The organism is Ochrobactrum sp. PL_is483 (genome assembly GCF_055816855.1).
Genome location: NZ_JBVPGS010000038.1, coordinates 89519 through 105503 on the forward strand (window position 1 = coordinate 89519; position 15985 = coordinate 105503).

14 protein-coding genes are annotated in these 15985 nt (G+C 60.4%); 11 read left to right on the plus strand and 3 right to left on the minus strand.

All coding sequences use genetic code 11. From position 1 onward, the window contains the following. Nucleotides 1-16 precede the first annotated feature (16 nt). From AC0TNJ_RS16125 to choX, 3 genes are all read left to right on the plus strand, one after another. The gene (locus tag AC0TNJ_RS16125; RefSeq protein WP_473771675.1) at nt 17-1744 is read left to right on the plus strand and encodes a glycerol-3-phosphate dehydrogenase/oxidase; all 1728 of its coding nucleotides are present in this window, start codon (nt 17-19) and stop codon (nt 1742-1744) included. 111 nt (nt 1745-1855) lie between these two features. After that, nucleotides 1856-2257, plus strand: coding sequence for a (R)-mandelonitrile lyase (locus tag AC0TNJ_RS16130; RefSeq protein ID WP_114215983.1), 402 nt, complete (start codon nt 1856-1858; stop codon nt 2255-2257). Nucleotides 2258-2412: 155 nt separating this feature from the next. Next, nucleotides 2413-3348, plus strand: a complete 936-nt coding sequence (gene choX / locus AC0TNJ_RS16135; RefSeq protein WP_473771676.1) for a choline ABC transporter substrate-binding protein — start codon at nt 2413-2415, stop codon at nt 3346-3348. Nucleotides 3349-3353: 5 nt separating this feature from the next. Here the strand turns inward: choX and AC0TNJ_RS16140 are convergent, their stop codons facing one another. After that, nucleotides 3354-4307, minus strand: coding sequence for a GlxA family transcriptional regulator (locus AC0TNJ_RS16140; protein ID WP_473771677.1), 954 nt, complete (start codon nt 4305-4307; stop codon nt 3354-3356). Nucleotides 4308-4398: 91 nt separating this feature from the next. Here AC0TNJ_RS16140 and AC0TNJ_RS16145 point away from each other — a divergent pair, with 91 nt between their 5' ends. From AC0TNJ_RS16145 to AC0TNJ_RS16170, 6 genes are all read left to right on the plus strand, one after another. Further along, on the plus strand, nt 4399-5304 hold the full coding sequence (locus tag AC0TNJ_RS16145; RefSeq protein WP_473771678.1) for a beta-keto acid cleavage family enzyme: 906 nt from the start codon (nt 4399-4401) through the stop codon (nt 5302-5304). A 5-nt stretch (nt 5305-5309) separates the two neighbouring features. Then, nucleotides 5310-6788 carry a carnitine 3-dehydrogenase gene (locus tag AC0TNJ_RS16150; protein ID WP_473771679.1) on the plus strand — a complete coding sequence of 493 codons (1479 nt, stop codon included), beginning with the start codon at nt 5310-5312 and terminating at the stop codon, nt 6786-6788. Nucleotides 6789-6939: 151 nt separating this feature from the next. Beyond that, nucleotides 6940-7647: a DUF1956 domain-containing protein gene (locus AC0TNJ_RS16155; protein WP_473771680.1), complete on the plus strand. Its 708-nt coding sequence runs from the start codon at nt 6940-6942 to the stop codon at nt 7645-7647. Further along, nucleotides 7644-8588: an HlyD family secretion protein gene (locus tag AC0TNJ_RS16160; RefSeq protein ID WP_473771681.1), complete on the plus strand. Its 945-nt coding sequence runs from the start codon at nt 7644-7646 to the stop codon at nt 8586-8588. The genes AC0TNJ_RS16155 and AC0TNJ_RS16160 overlap by 4 nt, the downstream gene beginning before the upstream one ends. Before the next feature lie 12 nt (nt 8589-8600). Further along, nucleotides 8601-9536, plus strand: coding sequence for an ABC transporter ATP-binding protein (locus AC0TNJ_RS16165; RefSeq protein ID WP_473771682.1), 936 nt, complete (start codon nt 8601-8603; stop codon nt 9534-9536). Continuing rightward, on the plus strand, nt 9533-10672 hold the full coding sequence (locus AC0TNJ_RS16170; RefSeq protein ID WP_473771683.1) for an ABC transporter permease: 1140 nt from the start codon (nt 9533-9535) through the stop codon (nt 10670-10672). The genes AC0TNJ_RS16165 and AC0TNJ_RS16170 overlap by 4 nt, the downstream gene beginning before the upstream one ends. Here AC0TNJ_RS16170 and AC0TNJ_RS16175 read toward each other — a convergent pair. Beyond that, nucleotides 10669-11871: an MFS transporter gene (locus tag AC0TNJ_RS16175; RefSeq protein ID WP_122001145.1), complete on the minus strand. Its 1203-nt coding sequence runs from the start codon at nt 11869-11871 to the stop codon at nt 10669-10671. The genes AC0TNJ_RS16170 and AC0TNJ_RS16175 overlap by 4 nt on opposite strands. A gap of 10 nt (nt 11872-11881) precedes the next feature. Beyond that, nucleotides 11882-12706, minus strand: coding sequence for an aldo/keto reductase (locus tag AC0TNJ_RS16180; RefSeq protein WP_473771684.1), 825 nt, complete (start codon nt 12704-12706; stop codon nt 11882-11884). A 213-nt stretch (nt 12707-12919) separates the two neighbouring features. Here AC0TNJ_RS16180 and AC0TNJ_RS16185 point away from each other — a divergent pair, with 213 nt between their 5' ends. Next, nucleotides 12920-13825 (plus strand): LysR family transcriptional regulator, encoded by a 906-nt coding sequence (locus tag AC0TNJ_RS16185; protein WP_122001143.1) that lies wholly within the window; start codon nt 12920-12922, stop codon nt 13823-13825. 300 nt (nt 13826-14125) lie between these two features. Next, complete coding sequence (locus AC0TNJ_RS16190; RefSeq protein ID WP_473771685.1) at nt 14126-15976, plus strand: ABC transporter ATP-binding protein/permease; 1851 nt, start codon at nt 14126-14128, stop codon at nt 15974-15976. Nucleotides 15977-15985: the final 9 nt, after the last annotated feature.

Genomic DNA, 15985 nt, shown 5'->3' on the forward strand with positions numbered 1-15985 from the left:
CCAGAGAGACAGTGACATGAATGATTTCGTAAGTCTGGCCCAGATGAAGAACCGCATCGGACAGCTTGAGGCCGAAGGCGTGGATGTGCTCATTCTCGGTGCGGGCGTCAATGGCGCGGGGCTTTATCGCGATCTTTGCGAGCAGGGTGTGAACTGCCTGATCGTGGACAAAGCGGATTTCGGTTCGGGCACGAGCGCCGCCCCGTCGCGGCTTATCCATGGCGGACTGAAATATCTGGAAACCGGCGAGTTCGGCCTTGTGGCCCAATCCACGCTGGAGCGCAATCTGCTGTTGAAGAACGCGCCGCACAATGTCGAGCCGCTGCCGACCTTCATTCCGGTTTTTTCGTGGACCAAGGGCATCACGGCGGCGCTGCGCACCATGTTCGGCTCGACGACCGCGCCGCGCAGCCGTGGCGCCGTGCTGATCAAGATCGGTCTGGCGCTCTACGACTATTTTGGCGCGCGCGAACGCGTCATGCCGCGCCACCGTTTTCTGCTCAAGGAAACGGCGACGAAGGAAATGCCCTATATCACGCCTGCGATCGTAGCAGGCGGCATCTATCACGACGCGAAGGTCAGCCAGCCGGAACGTCTGGTCTATGAGCTGGTGAGCGACGGGTTGCGCGCCAATCCGAAAAGCGCCGCCGCCAATTTCACCACGCTCATCTCCGCCGAAAACGGCGTGGTCGGCTTCGAGGGGCCGGACGGTACGAAATTCGCCGTCAGGCCGAAGCTGGTCATCAATGCCGCCGGGCCATGGATCGACCGGGTCAATGCCGCGCTTGGCAAGCCGACCAAGATGATCGGCGGCACCAAGGGGTCGCATATTCTTATCGACCACCCCGAACTGGTGAAGAGCCTCAACGGGCGGATGATCTATTTCGAGGCGGATGACGGGCGCATCTGCCTTGTCTACGACTATCATGGCCTGGCGCTGGTGGGTTCCACCGACATTCCGTCTGATGATCCGGACAATGTGCGCTGCGACGATCCTGAAACCGACTATTTCATCGACAGCCTGCGTTCGCTGCTGCCCAAGCTCAAATTCGACCGCAGCCAGATCGTCTATACCTATAGCGGCATTCGCCCGCTTCCAGCGTCCAACGCGTCCGAACCGGGGCTGATCAGCCGCGATCATTCCGCTCCGGTGATCGAGCCGGACAGCGACCGCCCGTTCCCGATCATCGCGCTGGTCGGCGGCAAGTGGACAACATTCCGGGGCTTTGCAGAGGAAGTGGCCGACAAGGTGCTGACCCGGTTTGGCAAGGCGCGGCAGGTGTCCACGCGCAACCTCGCTATCGGCGGCGGCAGGGACTATCCGTCCGATGATCGCGCCCGCAAGGCCTGGGTGACGAAATATGCCACTGAAACACGGCTGCCTGCGGCGCGGGTCGAGACCCTGTTGAAGCGCTATGGCACAACGGCCTTGCCGATCCTCCGCGAGGAAGCGGGCGCATCGGTGACGATGTTGCCGGAAACCGAAACGATCAGCGCGACGGAAATCGCATGGATCGCCCGCAACGAGCTTGTCGTGCATCTGGCGGACGTTGTTTTGCGGCGCACCACGCTTGCCATCGACGGGGCGCTGACGACCGGCAATCTTGCTGCAATTGCTGACATTCTGGCGCGGGAACTGGGCTGGGATGTTGCGCGCAAGGCGCAGGAAATCGAGGCGGTCAACATCGAGCTTGAAAAGCGGCATAACGTTATTTTGCAGGCGCACCCCGCCAAAAGGCGCTGATCTCGCCGCGAACTTGATCTATCCATTTGCCTTGACGCGCATCCCGAAAACCGTTTCACCCTTTTCGGGATGCGCTATGGTGCGTCTCTCATCTTCGAAAGGAAACGCGTCATGGATATCAAGCGAAACGGAACCGATCCTTCCGGCAAAGGCCCAGCCGACTGGTTTACGGGCAATGTCCGTATCGATCCGCTGTTTTCTCCCAACAATGCCAGGCGCGCGGCGGCGGCGACCGTCACCTTCGAGCCGGGCGCCCGCACGGCCTGGCACACGCATCCGCTTGGTCAAACCCTGATCGTGACCGCCGGACTTGGCCTCGTGCAGCGTGAGGGCGGGCCGATCGAGGAAATCCGGCCCGGTGATGTCGTCTGGTTCGAGCCGGGCGAGAAGCACTGGCACGGCGCATCGGCCAGCAACGCCATGACCCATATCGCCATTCAGGAGCAGCTCGACGGCAAGGTCGTGGACTGGATGGAGCATGTCAGTGATGCGCAATATGGTGCGGGCAAGTAAATCTTGCCCCGGTTTTGCGCAGCTTTCTAAAACCAACCCGGCCAGTTGAGGGCCAAAGGCTGCGCAAAACGCAAAGATGATTGCGTATATTGCGAAGAGGTATTTCCTGTTTCCCCTATCATGTTGTTCTCAATAAAAACAAAGGGGAGAAGATAATGAAACACCTGCTTCTTTTGCTTGCAGCAAGCGTCGCCAGCCTTGCCAGCGTGCAGGCGCATGCCGCCGAAGGCGAGGCCTGCAAGTCGCCCAAATTCTCCGATGTCGGCTGGACCGACATTACCGCAACCACGGCACTTGCCTCTCTGCTGCTGGAAAAGGCCGGATATCAGCCGCAGACCACCATTCTTTCCGTGCCTGTCACCTTCCAGTCGCTGGAAAACGGTCAGATCGATATTTTCCTCGGCAACTGGATGCCGCTTCAGGAGGAAGCGCGCAAGCCCTATATTGAGGGAAAGAAGGTCGAGCAGGCCGGTGTGAACCTTCAAGGCGCAAAGATCGGTCTTGCCGCAACGGGCAAGGATCTCGGCATCAGGAACTACGCCGATATAGCGAAATTCAAGGACCAGCTTGGCGGCAAGATCTATGGCATCGAGGCAGGCAGCAGCGCCAATGCCACCATCCAGTCGATGATCGAGAAGGACAAGTTCGGCCTGAAGGATTTCCAGCTTGCAGAGTCAAGCGAGCAGGCCATGCTTTCGCAGGTTCAAAACGCGGTGCGCAAGGATGAGCCGGTGGTGTTCTTCGCCTGGACGCCGCATCCGATGAACATTCGCTACAAGCTGACCTATCTGCAAAATGGCGAAAACCTGTTCGGGCCGGATGATGGTGCGGCGACCGTCGAGACCCTGACCCGCAAGGGGTATGCAGCCGACTGCCCCAATGTCTCGCGCTTCCTGTCGAACCTGAAGTTCAACACGGAAATGGAAAGCACGATGATGAACATGATCCTCAATGACGGCCTGGAAGCCAAGGACGCCGTTGCGAAATGGATCAAGGAGAACCCGGCGCAGCTCGACGCGTGGCTCGACGGCGTGACCACTGCCGACGGCAAGCCGGCGCTTGCTGCGGTGAAGTCCGGTCTGGGCTTGTAAAGCTTTTACTGGCGCAGCTTGCTCGGCGACTGACCGAAATGCCGCTTGAAGGCGCGCGACAGCGAACTGATCGACGAAAAGCCGGTCTGTTCCGCTGTGTCGGCCATGGAAAGACGGGTGTCGAGGATCAGTCGCCGGGCCGCTTTCAGCCGGAGCGACAGGTAGTAGTTGCCCGGTGACTGGCCGATCACATTGGCAAACAGCAACTCAAGGCTGCGCGTCGAGAGGCCAAGCCTGCGCGCCACGCTCGACACAGGGATCGGCCGGTCGATGTGCGTCTCCATGATCTTGATGGCGTCGGCCAGTCGCGGCTCGCGATTGAGCAGGCGGCCAAGGGAGACCAGCGGCTGCGCATCCGAAGCCTGCTTCACCTCGTCATAGACGTAGAGGCTCGCCACATCGAGCGCGATGGAATAGCCGTGGCGGGCGCGAATGAGCGCCAGCATCATGTCGAGTGCCGGGGCCGCGCCCCCGGTCGTCAGAAGTGCCCCGTCCCGCACCCAGCGATCCGACTGCATTTCAACTTCTGGAAAGCGTTGCGAAAATGCCTCCAGGTCTTCCCAGTGGGTGGTTGCCTTGCGACCGTTGAGCAATCCGGCTTTTGCCAGCACCCATGATCCGGCCTCCACGCCAACGATGAGCTTCGATTGCGTGGCGGCCTGGCGCAGCATGGCGAGAAGCTTCGGCGTTGCGTGTTCCAAGGCATGAAAGGCGCTGACGATGATGAGAATGTCCTGCGCCCCGGCCGCGAATTTTCCGTCCGCCGAAACCTTGAGGCCACTGGATGTGACCGGGTCGCTGCCGTCCGGCGACACCACGCGCCAGCGATAGAGCGAGCGTCCCGTCACACGGTTGGCGCCGCGCATCGGGTCCAGCGTCGCGGCCAGCGACATCAGCGAACAATCCGGCAGGACAAGCAGCGTAACGCTCAGTTCTTCGTCGGACGGTTCAAAGATCATACTCTTCGCTCTTCGCCAAATAGATTTCGTAAAATGATAATCCCGGCATTTCGCGACCTGTCAAGCTCGGCGAAAATTGAGGGAAACGAAGATGCCTTTAAAACCTGCCCGCGAAATATTCATCACCGCTGCCGTCACCGGGGCCGGAGCAACCACGCATCGCTCGAACAAGGTGCCAATCACGCCGCGCCAGATCGCCGATGCGGCAATCGAAAGCGCCGAGGCAGGCGCCGCAATCGCCCATATTCATGTGCGCGATCCGCAAACGGGCGAACCATCGCGCAAGCTGGAACTGTTCCGCGAGGTGGTGGATCATATCCGCGTATCCGGTGTCGATATTGTGCTGAACCTGACGGCAGGCGTTGGCGGCGATCTGGTCTTTGGGTCGGCAGAAGCTCCGCTGCCGCCCGATGCATCGAAAACCGATATGGCTGGCGCGACGGAACGGCTCGCCCATGTCGCGGAACTCCTGCCGGAAATCTGCACGCTCGACTGCGGCACGATGAATTTCGGCGAGGGCGATTATGTGATGACCAACACGCCCGCCATGCTCAAAGAGATGGCCGCTCAGATACAGCGGCTTGGCGTGCGCCCGGAAATCGAGATTTTCGATACGGGTCATCTGCCGCTTGCCCAATGGCTGCAGCAGCAGGGCCTGCTCGACGATCCGGTTCTGGTGCAGTTGTGCATGGGTATCCCGTGGGGCGCGCCCGACGACTTGGCGACGCTGGTATCCATCCTCCACAACCTGCCGGAAAACTGGATTTTCTCGGCATTTTCCATCGGCCGCAACCAGTTGCCCTATGCGGCGCTGGCGGTGCTTGCAGGCGGCAATATCCGCGTCGGACTGGAAGACAATATCTGGCTCGACAAGGGCGTTCTGGCGTCGAATGGCGATCTGGTTGAACGGGCCAAGACCATTGCCGTCAATATGGGAACGAAGGTTCTGACGCCTGCCGAAGTCCGCGAGAAACTCAAGCTCACGAAGCGCTGGTGATAGTCATGAACAGCAATCCTCCCAAGATCGCCTGCATAGGCAGCGGTGTCATCGGCAGCGGTTGGGCCGCACGCTTTCTGCTCAATGGCTTCGATGTTGCCGTTTACGATCCGTCGCCGGATGCGAAGGCGACGACCGAGCATATTCTCGACAATGCGCGCCGGGCCTTGGCGGCGCTGACCACCGTGCGCCTTCCGCAGGAAGGGCGGCTTTCCTTTGCCGCCTCGCTGGCCGACGCGGTTGAAGGCGCGGTGCTCATTCAGGAAAGCGTGCCCGAGCGCCTCGACCTGAAACTTGCGGTGATGGCGGATATCGAAGCGGCCTGCGCGGACGATGCGCTGATCGCATCTTCCACTTCCGGCTTCCTGCCGAGCAAGTTGCAGGCCGGGTTGCGGCATCCAGAACGGCTGCTGATCGCCCACCCTTACAACCCCGTTTACCTGTTGCCGCTGGTGGAACTCGTTCCCGGCGAAAAGACCGCAGCCGCAACGATTGAGGCCGCTTCCGCGCTCTATCGCCAGACCGGCATGGAGCCGGTCGTGCTTGAAAAGGAGATCGACGCTTTTGTCGGCGACCGCCTTCTGGAAGCGTTGTGGCGGGAGGCCCTGTGGCTCGTGCGCGACGGTATCGCCACGGTCGAGCAGATCGACGATATCATCCGCTATTCCTTCGGGCTTCGCTGGGCGCAGATGGGCCTGTTCCAGACCTATCGCATTGCTGGCGGTCCGGCAGGCATGCGGCACTTTCTTGCGCAATTCGGGCCCGCGCTGCAATGGCCATGGACCAAGCTGACGGATGTGCCAGACCTTGATGACAGCCTGATCAACCGCATCGCCGACCAGTCGGATGCGCAGAATGAAGGGCTTTCCATCCGCGAACTGGAGCGGATTCGCGATGAAAATCTGGTCGCGATCATCCGTGCCCTGTCGCAACAGCAGCAGGGCAGGGGCTGGGGCGCGGGCGCGCTGCTCAACGGCTATACCGCGCGGCTCAATGCGGCGGCGGACCGCCCCGCCACAGGTTCCGGCCCGTTGCGTCTCCTGGATGTGCGGGTGATCCCCGAATGGATCGACTATAACGGACACATGACCGAGCATCGCTATCTGGATGTGTTCGGGCAGGCGACGGACAGGTTTCTGGCCCATATCGGCATGGACGAGGCTTACCTGCAATCCGGTCATAGCTACTATACGGTTGAAACCCATATCATGCATCGCGGCGAGGCGAAGGCAGGCGATGCGCTGCATGTCGAAACGCAATTGCTCTCCTTCGACGAAAAGCGCGCGCATGTCTTTCACAGTCTCCGGCGTGGCGATACGGAAATTGCCAGCGCCGAGCAGATGCTGCTGCATGTCGACAGCAAGGCAGGCAAGGCTGTGGCGGCAAAGCCAGCCATAAGGGAAGCCCTTGAGCAGTTGTTCCATTCCCATCAGGAAATGCCGACACCGATTGCCGTCGGTCGTCATGTAGGCAGGCGCGGCTGACACGTCTGCGTTTGGCCTCCGTCCCAATCACCACATGGTCGCGGCGTGCACTTCGCCGCGGACCATAGCGAACAACGGAACCGTAGCCCCCGAACGGCCTCCGTTGTTCGCATTGCTTGACATTTAATCAATCGATTGATTAAATTCTTCTATGAGCACATCGAAAAATACCACGCAGGCTCAAGCGCGCCCGTCGGCGGAACAGACGCGCGCCGCGCTTATCCATGCGGCATTGCAGCTTTTCGGGTCGAAGGGTTTTGACGCCACATCGACGCGGGAGATCGCGGGTCTTGCCAAGGCGAATATTGGCTCCATCGCTTATCACTTCGGCAACAAGGAAGGTCTGCGACTGGCGGCGGCGGACTATATCGTCGAGACAATACAGAGCGTGGCCGGTCAGGCGCTCGGCCATTATGCGGTGATCGGCGTATCCGCCAAGACGAGAGACGAGGCGCGTCAGCAGCTTGTCATGGCGATCGAGCGAATGACGCAGTTTATCGTGGTGCAGCCGCAATCCGGCGAAATCGTGCAGTTTCTTCAACGCGAACTGGCGCATCCGACGGCGGCGCTCGACCGGATCTATTCAGGCGTTTTCGAGCCGACACACAAAAGGCTTTGCGCCATATGGGAGGTTGCGACGGGCGAGCCTGCCGAGAGTGAAGCCACAAGGCTTATCATCTTCACCCTGCTTGGGCAGGTTGTCTATTTCCGCATTGGCCGCGAGGCGGTGAAACGGCGCATGGGCTGGGCGACGATGGGCGAGGACGAGGCGGCGGCAGTGGCGGCAATAGTGCGCCAGAATCTGATGGCCATCCTTGCGGCCAAAGACGCCGCTCGAAACGCCGGGGTGCCGATATGAGTGTCCTGTGCATTCTCCCTTTCGCTTCCTATCTTTTTGCAGCGTGCAGCACGCAGCCCCTTGCGGTTGGCTATGTGGAAGGGGAGTTTGTGCAGCTCGCGCCGTTGGAAGTGGCACGGGTTCAGTCCCTGACCGTCAGGCGTGGCGACCGTGTCGAGCCGGGCAAGCCGATAGCACAGACCGAAGATGCAGACGCAAGGATTGCGGTCGCGCAGGCCGAGGCGGCGCTGGCGCAGGCCCGCGCCCAACTGGCGGATTTGCAGGTCGGCAAGCGCCCCGATGAGATTGCCGTTCTCGAAGCGGCCGTCAGGACGGCGAGGGCGCAGGCCGACGATGCGCGGCGCACACTGTTGCGCACGCGGGACCTGACGAAGCGCGGGGTAATGACGCAGGCGCAGCTTGACGATGCAGCGACCAAGGTGGAGGTGGCGGAAGCTGCCATCAATCAGGCGACGTCCAATCTGGCGGTAGGGCGGCTTCCGGCCCGACCTGAAACCATCAAGGCGGCGGAAAATGCCGTCAAAAGCGCCGAAGCACAGCTCGACTCCGCCCGCTGGCATCTCGCCAAGCGAACGATTGAAGCGCCTGCCGCCGGGCGCGTCACCGATGTCATCCGCAATCCCGGTGATATTGCCGGTCCCTCCGCGCCGGTGCTGACAATGCTGCCGGACGGTGCGGTGAAGTTGAAAGTCTATATACCGGAAGACAAGTTCGCGGCGGTGCGGACGGGCGATGTGCTGTCAGTGCGCTGCGACGGTTGCGCGCCCGGGCTACAGGCCCGTGTGAGCTATGTCTCGCCCGACCCGGAATTCACGCCGCCGGTTATCTATTCGCTCGAAACGCGCCAGAAGCTTGTCTATCTCGTTGAGGCGCATCCGGTCGATCCGGCATCCACGCTTCAGCCCGGCCAGATCGTGGATGTCGATCTGGCTTCGCAATAGGCGGAGGCGGCAATGGCGAACGCCATCGATGTCAAAGGTCTCGTCAAGCGTTTCGGCGATGCCACTGTCGTCGATCATGTGAGCATGTCGGTGGCCGAGGGCGAAATTGTCGGCTTTCTGGGGCCGAATGGCTCCGGCAAGACCACCACCATCCGCATGATGTGCGGATTGCTGACGCCCGATGAGGGCGAGGGCGAAGTGCTGGGGTATGATCTTCGCACGGAAGGGCTGAAGATCAAGCGCGAGGTGGGCTATATGACGCAGCGCTTTTCCTTCTATGAAGACCTGACCATTGCTGAAAATCTCGAATTTGTCGCCCGGCTCTACCGGTTGAAGCCAGTGAAGGAGCATGTGGCGCGCACGCTTGAGGAACTGGGATTGACCTCGCGTGGCAACCAGCTGGCGGGAACGCTGTCCGGCGGCTGGAAACAGCGGCTGGCGCTTGCCGCCTGCATCATGCACAAGCCGAAACTTCTGCTGCTGGACGAGCCGACCGCAGGCGTCGATCCCAAGGCGCGACGTGATTTCTGGGACGAGATTCATCGTCTCGCCGATGGCGGTCTGACCGTGCTGGTTTCGACCCATTACATGGATGAAGCCGAACGCTGTCATCGCATCAGCTATATTTCCTATGGCAGGCTTCTGGCCACTGGCACTGTACAGGAAGTGATCGACAAGGCCGGGCTTTCGACCTTCATCGTCAATGGTCCGCGCCTTGGCGAAATTGCGCGCATACTGGAAGGCGAACCGGGCGTGGAGCAAGTGGCTCCTTTTGGCGCGACGCTGCATGTGGTGGGCTCCGACCGGGCGAAGCTTGAGGCGGCTCTGGAAAAAATCAGGCAGCGCGACGGGATCAGAGTCGAGCCGGGCGAAACCAGCCTTGAGGATGTCTTCATCCAGTTCATGGCCAGTGCCGAGGACAATATGGCGAAGGATGGCCCATCATGAGCGGCGGCTGGTTCTCGTTCGAGCGTCTTGGCGCGATGCTGATGAAGGAATTCATCCAGATGCGGCGCGACCGCATAACCTTCGCGATGATGCTGATCGTGCCGCTGATGCAGCTTTTGCTGTTTGGTTTCGCCATCAACAACGATCCGAAAAGCCTGCCAAGCGCGCTGGTTGTGACCAGCCAGGATCACTATACGCGCGCGATGATTTCGGCTTTGGAAACAACCGGTTATTATCGGTTCGACCATGTGGTGCAAAGTGCGGCGGAAGCTGAGGCGCTGATCGCCAGTGGCGCCGTTTCCTTCGTGGTGACGATCCCGTCCGATTTTGCAAGGCGTGTCGATGCTGGCGAGCAGCCGCAGATACTGATCGAAGCCGACGCGACCGATCCATCGGTTGCCAGTGGCGCGATCTCGACGCTTGGCACCGTTGCAAGTCAGGCGCTTTTGCGCGAGCAGGGCAGACAGGCGGAGGCCGCTGAAGCAGCGCGCAGTCAGTTGCAGGTCGTTGTGCACCGGCGTTACAACCCGGAGGGCGTGTCGCAATACAATATCGTTCCGGGTCTTCTGGGCGTGATCCTGCAAATGACCATGGTGATGATGACGGCCATGGCGCTGACCCGCGAGACGGAACGCGGCACCATGGAAAATCTGCTTGCCATGCCTGCCACGCCTGCTGAAATCATGCTGGGCAAGGTGTTGCCGTTTCTGGCGGTGGGTGCCGTGCAGGTCGTTGTGGTGCTGGCGGCGGCAAAACTTCTGTTCGGGGTGCCGTTCGTCGGATCGCTGGCGCTGCTTCTGGCCTGTGTTCTGATCTTTGTGCTGTCGCTGGTGCTGCTCGGCTATACGATCTCGACCGTATCGCGCACGCAGATGCAGGCCATGCAGCTAACCTTCTTTTTCTTCCTGCCCTCGCTGATGCTGTCGGGCTTCATGTTTCCGTTCCGGGGCATGCCGGATTGGGCGCAGACGCTGGGGGAGATTTTCCCGCTGACCCATTTTCTGCGCATTGTGCGGGCGGTCATGCTGAAGGGCGCCCACCTTTCCGACATTGCCGGAGAGGTGAACGCCCTCATATTCTTCGTGTTCCTGTTTGCGTCGCTGGCGCTTCTGCGCTTCAGGCGAACGTTGGATTAGCAGGCTGAAGGAGCCAGCGCTGTTTTCGGGCGGCGGGACAGCGTGAACAGCAGGCCCGCCGCTGCCAGAAGGCCACCGGCTACCGGTATCGCGGCATAGCCAAAACCAAGGCTGATAACGCCGCTGCCCAGTGCCGCGCCGACGGCATTGCCGAGATTGAACGCGCCGATATTGATCGACGATGCCAGTCCCGGCGCTTCGGAAGCAGCCTGCATGACGCGGGTCTGAACCGGCGGCACGATGGCGAAGGCTGCCGCGCCCCATGCGACGAGACCAATGGCGGCACCGATATGGCTGGTAAGCACCAGCGGCAGTGCGAGGCTGATGATGGCAAGCGCAACAAGGAAGATGCGCGTCGCACCATCAAGCGACCAGTCGGCGAGACGTCCGCCAAGCGCATTGCCGATGGTGAAGCCAAGGCCAATGAGAACAAGCGCCAGCGTCACGAAGCTTTCCGATGCGTGGGTCAGTTCGGTCAGAACCGGCGCGACAAAGGTGTAGAGCGTGAACATGGCACCGGCGCCCATGACGGTCGTTGCCAGCGACATGAGCACTGTCGGGCGCACGAGAACGCGAAGTTCCTGGCCGACATTCGGCATCTTGCCTGCTTCGCCGCGTGGCAGGGCGAGCCAAAGCGCGGTGATCGTGACGAGGCCCAGAACGGCAGTGCCGGCAAAGGACATGCGCCAGCCGATCTGCTGACCAACCCAGGTTGCTGCCGGAACGCCGCCAATATTGGCGATCGTCAGGCCCATGAACATGGTGGCAACGGCGCTGGCGCGCTTTTCAGGCGGCACGACGCTGGCCGCGACGACGGAGCCAAGGCCGAAGAACGCACCGTGATTGAGGCTGGTGACGAGGCGCGCGGCCAGAAGCGTCCAGTAATCCGGCGAGAGCGCGGACAGGATGTTGCCGAGCGTGAATATCGCCATGAGCAGCATCAGCGCGGTGCGCTTGCCGAAGCGCCCGAAGGCGAGCGTCATGACCGGCGCGCCGACCATCACGCCGACTGCATAGGCACTGACGAGCAGGCCAGCCGTCGGGATGGAGACGTCAACGCCGTCCGCAATGACGGGCAAAAGGCCCATCGGTGAAAATTCGGTGGTGCCGATGCCGAAGGCACCGATTGCAAGCGCGAGCAGCGGCCAGTTGAAACCGGCCGCCTTCGTCGCGCTGTCGTGAGACTGTGTAGCGCTCATGATAAAATTCCTATTTGTCCCAGACGGGAGCCAGACCTTCGGGGCTGACGATGCGACCATTGGGGCGTGCAAGCTTTGCGATAGCGGCCATGTCTTCGGCGGCGAGTTCAAAGTCGAAGACATTGAAATTCTCTGCAACGCGCTCAGGCTTGGCTGTCTTGGAAAGAGCGACAAAGCCCTGTTCGATCAGCCAGCGAAGCCCAACCTGAGCGGCGGACTTGCCGTATTTTGCGCCGATGGCCTGAAGTACTGCATCGCGCGGTACTGCACCATCGGCCATGCCGTAATAGGCGGAGATGGCAACGCCCGCAGCTTTCGCGGCCTTTGCTACCGTGCTCTGGTCGAGATAGGGATGAACCTCGATCTGGTTGGTCACGATAGGTGCGCGGCTTTTCTGGACAGATTCCTTCATCTGCGCGACGTTCTGGTTGCTGACGCCGATGAAGCGCGTCTTGCCTGCTGCATGCACGGCATTGAGCATCTCAACCTGGTCGGCAATCGCCACCTTGTCGGCGGGCCAGTGCAGAAGCAGGAGATCGACCTGATCGACCTTCAGCTTGTCGAGGCTTTCATCAACGGAAGCCGCGAATTTATCCGGGCTGTAATTATCGACCCAGACCTTTGTGGTCAGGAACAGCTCGTCGCGCTTGGCGCCGGCCTTTTGCAAGGCGCGCCCGAGGGCGGCTTCGTTCTGATAGATCTGCGCGGTGTCGAAGTGGCGGAAGCCGGCTTCCAGCGCCGCCGGGACAACGCTTTCCACTTCGGCGTCCGTCATGCGGAAAACACCAAAGCCGAGCGCTGGTATGGCCGCGCCATGTGCGTTTACGATTTTCATAGTATCTCCTGTCGATTGGCCTTCGGCGTATCGCGTCAATTGCGCGAGCTTGGGAGGCTTATGCTTCGGGCTCTCAATTTGCAGATGCCGATTCTGTCCGGACGATCCGGCCAGCCTTGATCTCGTGCAGCACAAATAGGATAGTCGCGCGGGCTTGAAAATCCGCTCGAAATCCACATTATCTGTGAAACAATTTCACAGATGGAGCGGGCGATGGACAATCGCATCGGCGAAATGCAGGTTTTTATGCGGGTTGTGGAAGCGGGCAGCTTCTCGGAGGCCGCGCGCCTTCTGCGCATGAATCCTTCGACCATCAGCAAGCTCATATCGCGCATCGAGGCGAGGCTCGGCGTGCGGCTGCTGGAGCGCTCCTCCCGACGCCTGTCGCTGACGAGCGAGGGGCAGATTTATTACGAACGCAGCCAGGGATTGCTGCGCGATTTCGAGGAGGTTGAACGCGAGCTTTCGCAAGGTTCCGCAAGCACTGGCGGCACGGTGCGCGTCAATGCTTCCGTCGCATTGGGAACGCTGGCGCTGGAGCCGCTTTTGCCGGACTTCTTCGCCGCCTATCCGAATATCGTGATCGACCTGTCGCTCTCTGACGAACTGGTCGACCTTTATCTCGACCGTACCGATGTGGCCTTTCGCATCGGAACCCTCCCCAATTCCAGCATGACGGCGCGCAAGCTCGGGGTCGCCCGGCGCAAGATTCTGGCGGCGCCGTCCTATCTGGCGCGTCACGGCACGCCGATGACCGTTGATGATCTCGCGGATCACAATTGCATCGGTTTCAATTTCCGCCGCGCCGCGCCGGTCTGGCCGCTGAAGGAAAGCGGGCGGATCGTGGACCGCGCCGTTTACGGCTCGCTTCTGGCCAATAATGGCGAAACCGTCCGCCGCATGGCGGTTGCCGGGCTGGGGCTTGCACGGATCGCTGATTTTCACGCGCGCAACGACCTTGCTTCCGGCGCATTGGTGGAGGTTCTCGCCGACGCTGTCGAGAATGATCTGGAAGACGTGCATGCCGTGTTTCTGGGCGGCGCTCGTCTGCCGCAGCGGGTCCGCGTTTTCCTTGATTATGTGGTGCCGCCGCTCCAGTCCTATCTGGCGGCACAATAGGTCCTTCGCCCGGAATCAGGCGACATGTGCGGTGCTACCCCGGCATTTTCCGCGTGAAACAGTCTGTTCAGCAAAAAAATACGTTAGTCGATAGGCAAGCGATTTCAAATCGTTGTGCTTGAACCGCTATCGGTTCACGGGCTGTTGCTCCGGTTTTGTGTTGACTATTAACATTGTGTTAACCACAGTTTGTTGCAATATGTAACACAGCGTTACATTTCTTGATGACGAACGAGGTGTGGATTGGACACAAACCGGCAGACCAGACAGCAATCCTTGCAGGCAAGGGGAAGGTCTGCCGTGGCTGACATGACGTCGTTCTGGGGGCTGATGCGCGCCTATTGGGTTTCCGACCGCTGGAAGGAAGCCTGGGGACTTACCCTCGCAATTTTTCTGATGACGGCTTTCGTGAGCAAGACCACCGTTTGGGTGGCCGAGGCTTCCGGCTTGCTCATGAACTCCATCGTCAATGTCAACACCGCGCCTGTTCAGCACCCTCTCATAACGATAGCGGCGAATGCGGGCATTCTTGTTCTGCTGATGCTGGCAAAGGATGTGATGCTGGTCGGTTCCCGCCATTTCCTGTCCACCACGCTGCATCGCAAATGGCGCAAATGGCTGAACGACCAGTTCTCCACCGCACTGTTGAACGGCAGGCACACGCATTTCCATTTGCAGCAGGGCAGGGGCAAGGACCAGCCCGACAATATCGATCAGCGCCTGCAGGAATCGATCAAGGGGATGACCGGCGGTGCCATTGGCCTCGTCATGGGCATTGTCGGCGTATTCCTGTCCGCTTTCTTCATCGGTCAGAAGCTGATTGAGATGTCCACCCATGTGGACGGGCTGGATTTCCTCGGCAGCTATGGCAGCGCCGTTCTGGCCTTTGCGGCAATCGTGGTCTATGTCCCGCTCGGCACGCTGGTCGCCATCAAGATCGGCAAGCGTCTGGAGCGGCTCAATCTCGGCATCCAGAAGGCCGAAGGCTCCTATCGTGGCGAATGGACGACGCTTTTGCGCCGCAGCTTCCAGATTTCCGCCTCTGGCGGTGAGGCTGTGCAGCGCTCGGTCAACGACCGTCTCTACAAGGATGTCGACGGCACCTGGAACCGGCTCAACCGTTTCGATGCCGCCTATCTCGCCTTCTCGCAGGCCTATGGCTTTCTCTCGAACCGTATCGTTGCCTATGTTCCGGGTCTTCTGCCCTATATGAGCGGCTCGGTCAGCTTCCGTAGCTATGTGACGGGCGCGGAACTGGTCGCGGCAATGATCAACGATTGCTCATGGTTCATTCAGGTCATGCCTGCGATTGCCAATCTGCGCGCCAATGCGGGCCGCGTGACGGGGCTGGCGCAAGCCATCGAAAATGTTCAGGAACCGGCAGAATTCTACAGCCGGTCGGGCATCAACCGCTTCGCTTTCGCCGCTCAGCATCCGCGCTTCGGCCTGTCCGTGCGCAATCTCACCCTTATGCAGGGACCGGACAGTGAAGCGCCGTTCCTGCGCTCCGGCGTGATCAACATTCGCGCGGGCGATTGGGTTTACATGCGGGGTGAATCCGGCTCGGGCAAAACTTCATTCATGAAGGCACTCAACGGCCTGTGGCCCTATGGCACCGGCGATATCATCTATCCGCAGAACGCCACCTCGCTTTATGCGACGCAGGAAGCCAAGTTTCCTTCCGTCACACTGAAACAGCTTGTCGCCCTGCCTGCCGATGAAAGCCTGTTCAGCGATCTGGCCGTCGCCGCCGTACTGCATGAAGCGGGGTTGGGCGAGTTCATCGAGCGCATGAACGACCCGGATGCGGGCGGCGCGCCGTGGGACATGATCCTGTCCGGCGGGCAGAAGCAGAAGATCGTGCTGGCGCGCATTCTCCTGCATAAGCCGTCGATCATCTTCCTTGATGAAGCGACCGGCGCACTCGATCCGGCTTCGAAAATGCGTTTCCATGAGGCGCTGAAGACGCGCTGCCCGCAGGCCATTGTCATCAGCATCATGCATGAGGAAAAGCTGCCGCTGCTCGAAGACGGCGAAGAGGTCTATTCCCATGTGCTGGATATTCGAAACGGCTATGTTTCGTTGCGCCCGGTCCATTTCGATACCATGCCGGATGCGGTTGTGGAAACGCCCCTCATCGCGGCGGAATAAAGCACTACA

Excerpts from the sequence above, each read along its gene's own strand:
- AC0TNJ_RS16125 (WP_473771675.1), top strand. The coding sequence starts at position 17 with ATGAATGATTTCGTAAGTCTGGCCCAGATGAAGAACCGCATCGGACAG.
- AC0TNJ_RS16130 (WP_114215983.1), top strand. The coding sequence starts at position 1,856 with ATGGATATCAAGCGAAACGGAACCGATCCTTCCGGCAAAGGCCCAGCC.
- choX (WP_473771676.1), top strand. The coding sequence starts at position 2,413 with ATGAAACACCTGCTTCTTTTGCTTGCAGCAAGCGTCGCCAGCCTTGCC.
- AC0TNJ_RS16140 (WP_473771677.1), bottom strand. The coding sequence starts at position 4,307 with ATGATCTTTGAACCGTCCGACGAAGAACTGAGCGTTACGCTGCTTGTC.
- AC0TNJ_RS16145 (WP_473771678.1), top strand. The coding sequence starts at position 4,399 with ATGCCTTTAAAACCTGCCCGCGAAATATTCATCACCGCTGCCGTCACC.
- AC0TNJ_RS16150 (WP_473771679.1), top strand. The coding sequence starts at position 5,310 with ATGAACAGCAATCCTCCCAAGATCGCCTGCATAGGCAGCGGTGTCATC.
- AC0TNJ_RS16155 (WP_473771680.1), top strand. The coding sequence starts at position 6,940 with ATGAGCACATCGAAAAATACCACGCAGGCTCAAGCGCGCCCGTCGGCG.
- AC0TNJ_RS16160 (WP_473771681.1), top strand. The coding sequence starts at position 7,644 with ATGAGTGTCCTGTGCATTCTCCCTTTCGCTTCCTATCTTTTTGCAGCG.
- AC0TNJ_RS16165 (WP_473771682.1), top strand. The coding sequence starts at position 8,601 with ATGGCGAACGCCATCGATGTCAAAGGTCTCGTCAAGCGTTTCGGCGAT.
- AC0TNJ_RS16170 (WP_473771683.1), top strand. The coding sequence starts at position 9,533 with ATGAGCGGCGGCTGGTTCTCGTTCGAGCGTCTTGGCGCGATGCTGATG.
- AC0TNJ_RS16175 (WP_122001145.1), bottom strand. The coding sequence starts at position 11,871 with ATGAGCGCTACACAGTCTCACGACAGCGCGACGAAGGCGGCCGGTTTC.
- AC0TNJ_RS16180 (WP_473771684.1), bottom strand. The coding sequence starts at position 12,706 with ATGAAAATCGTAAACGCACATGGCGCGGCCATACCAGCGCTCGGCTTT.
- AC0TNJ_RS16185 (WP_122001143.1), top strand. The coding sequence starts at position 12,920 with ATGGACAATCGCATCGGCGAAATGCAGGTTTTTATGCGGGTTGTGGAA.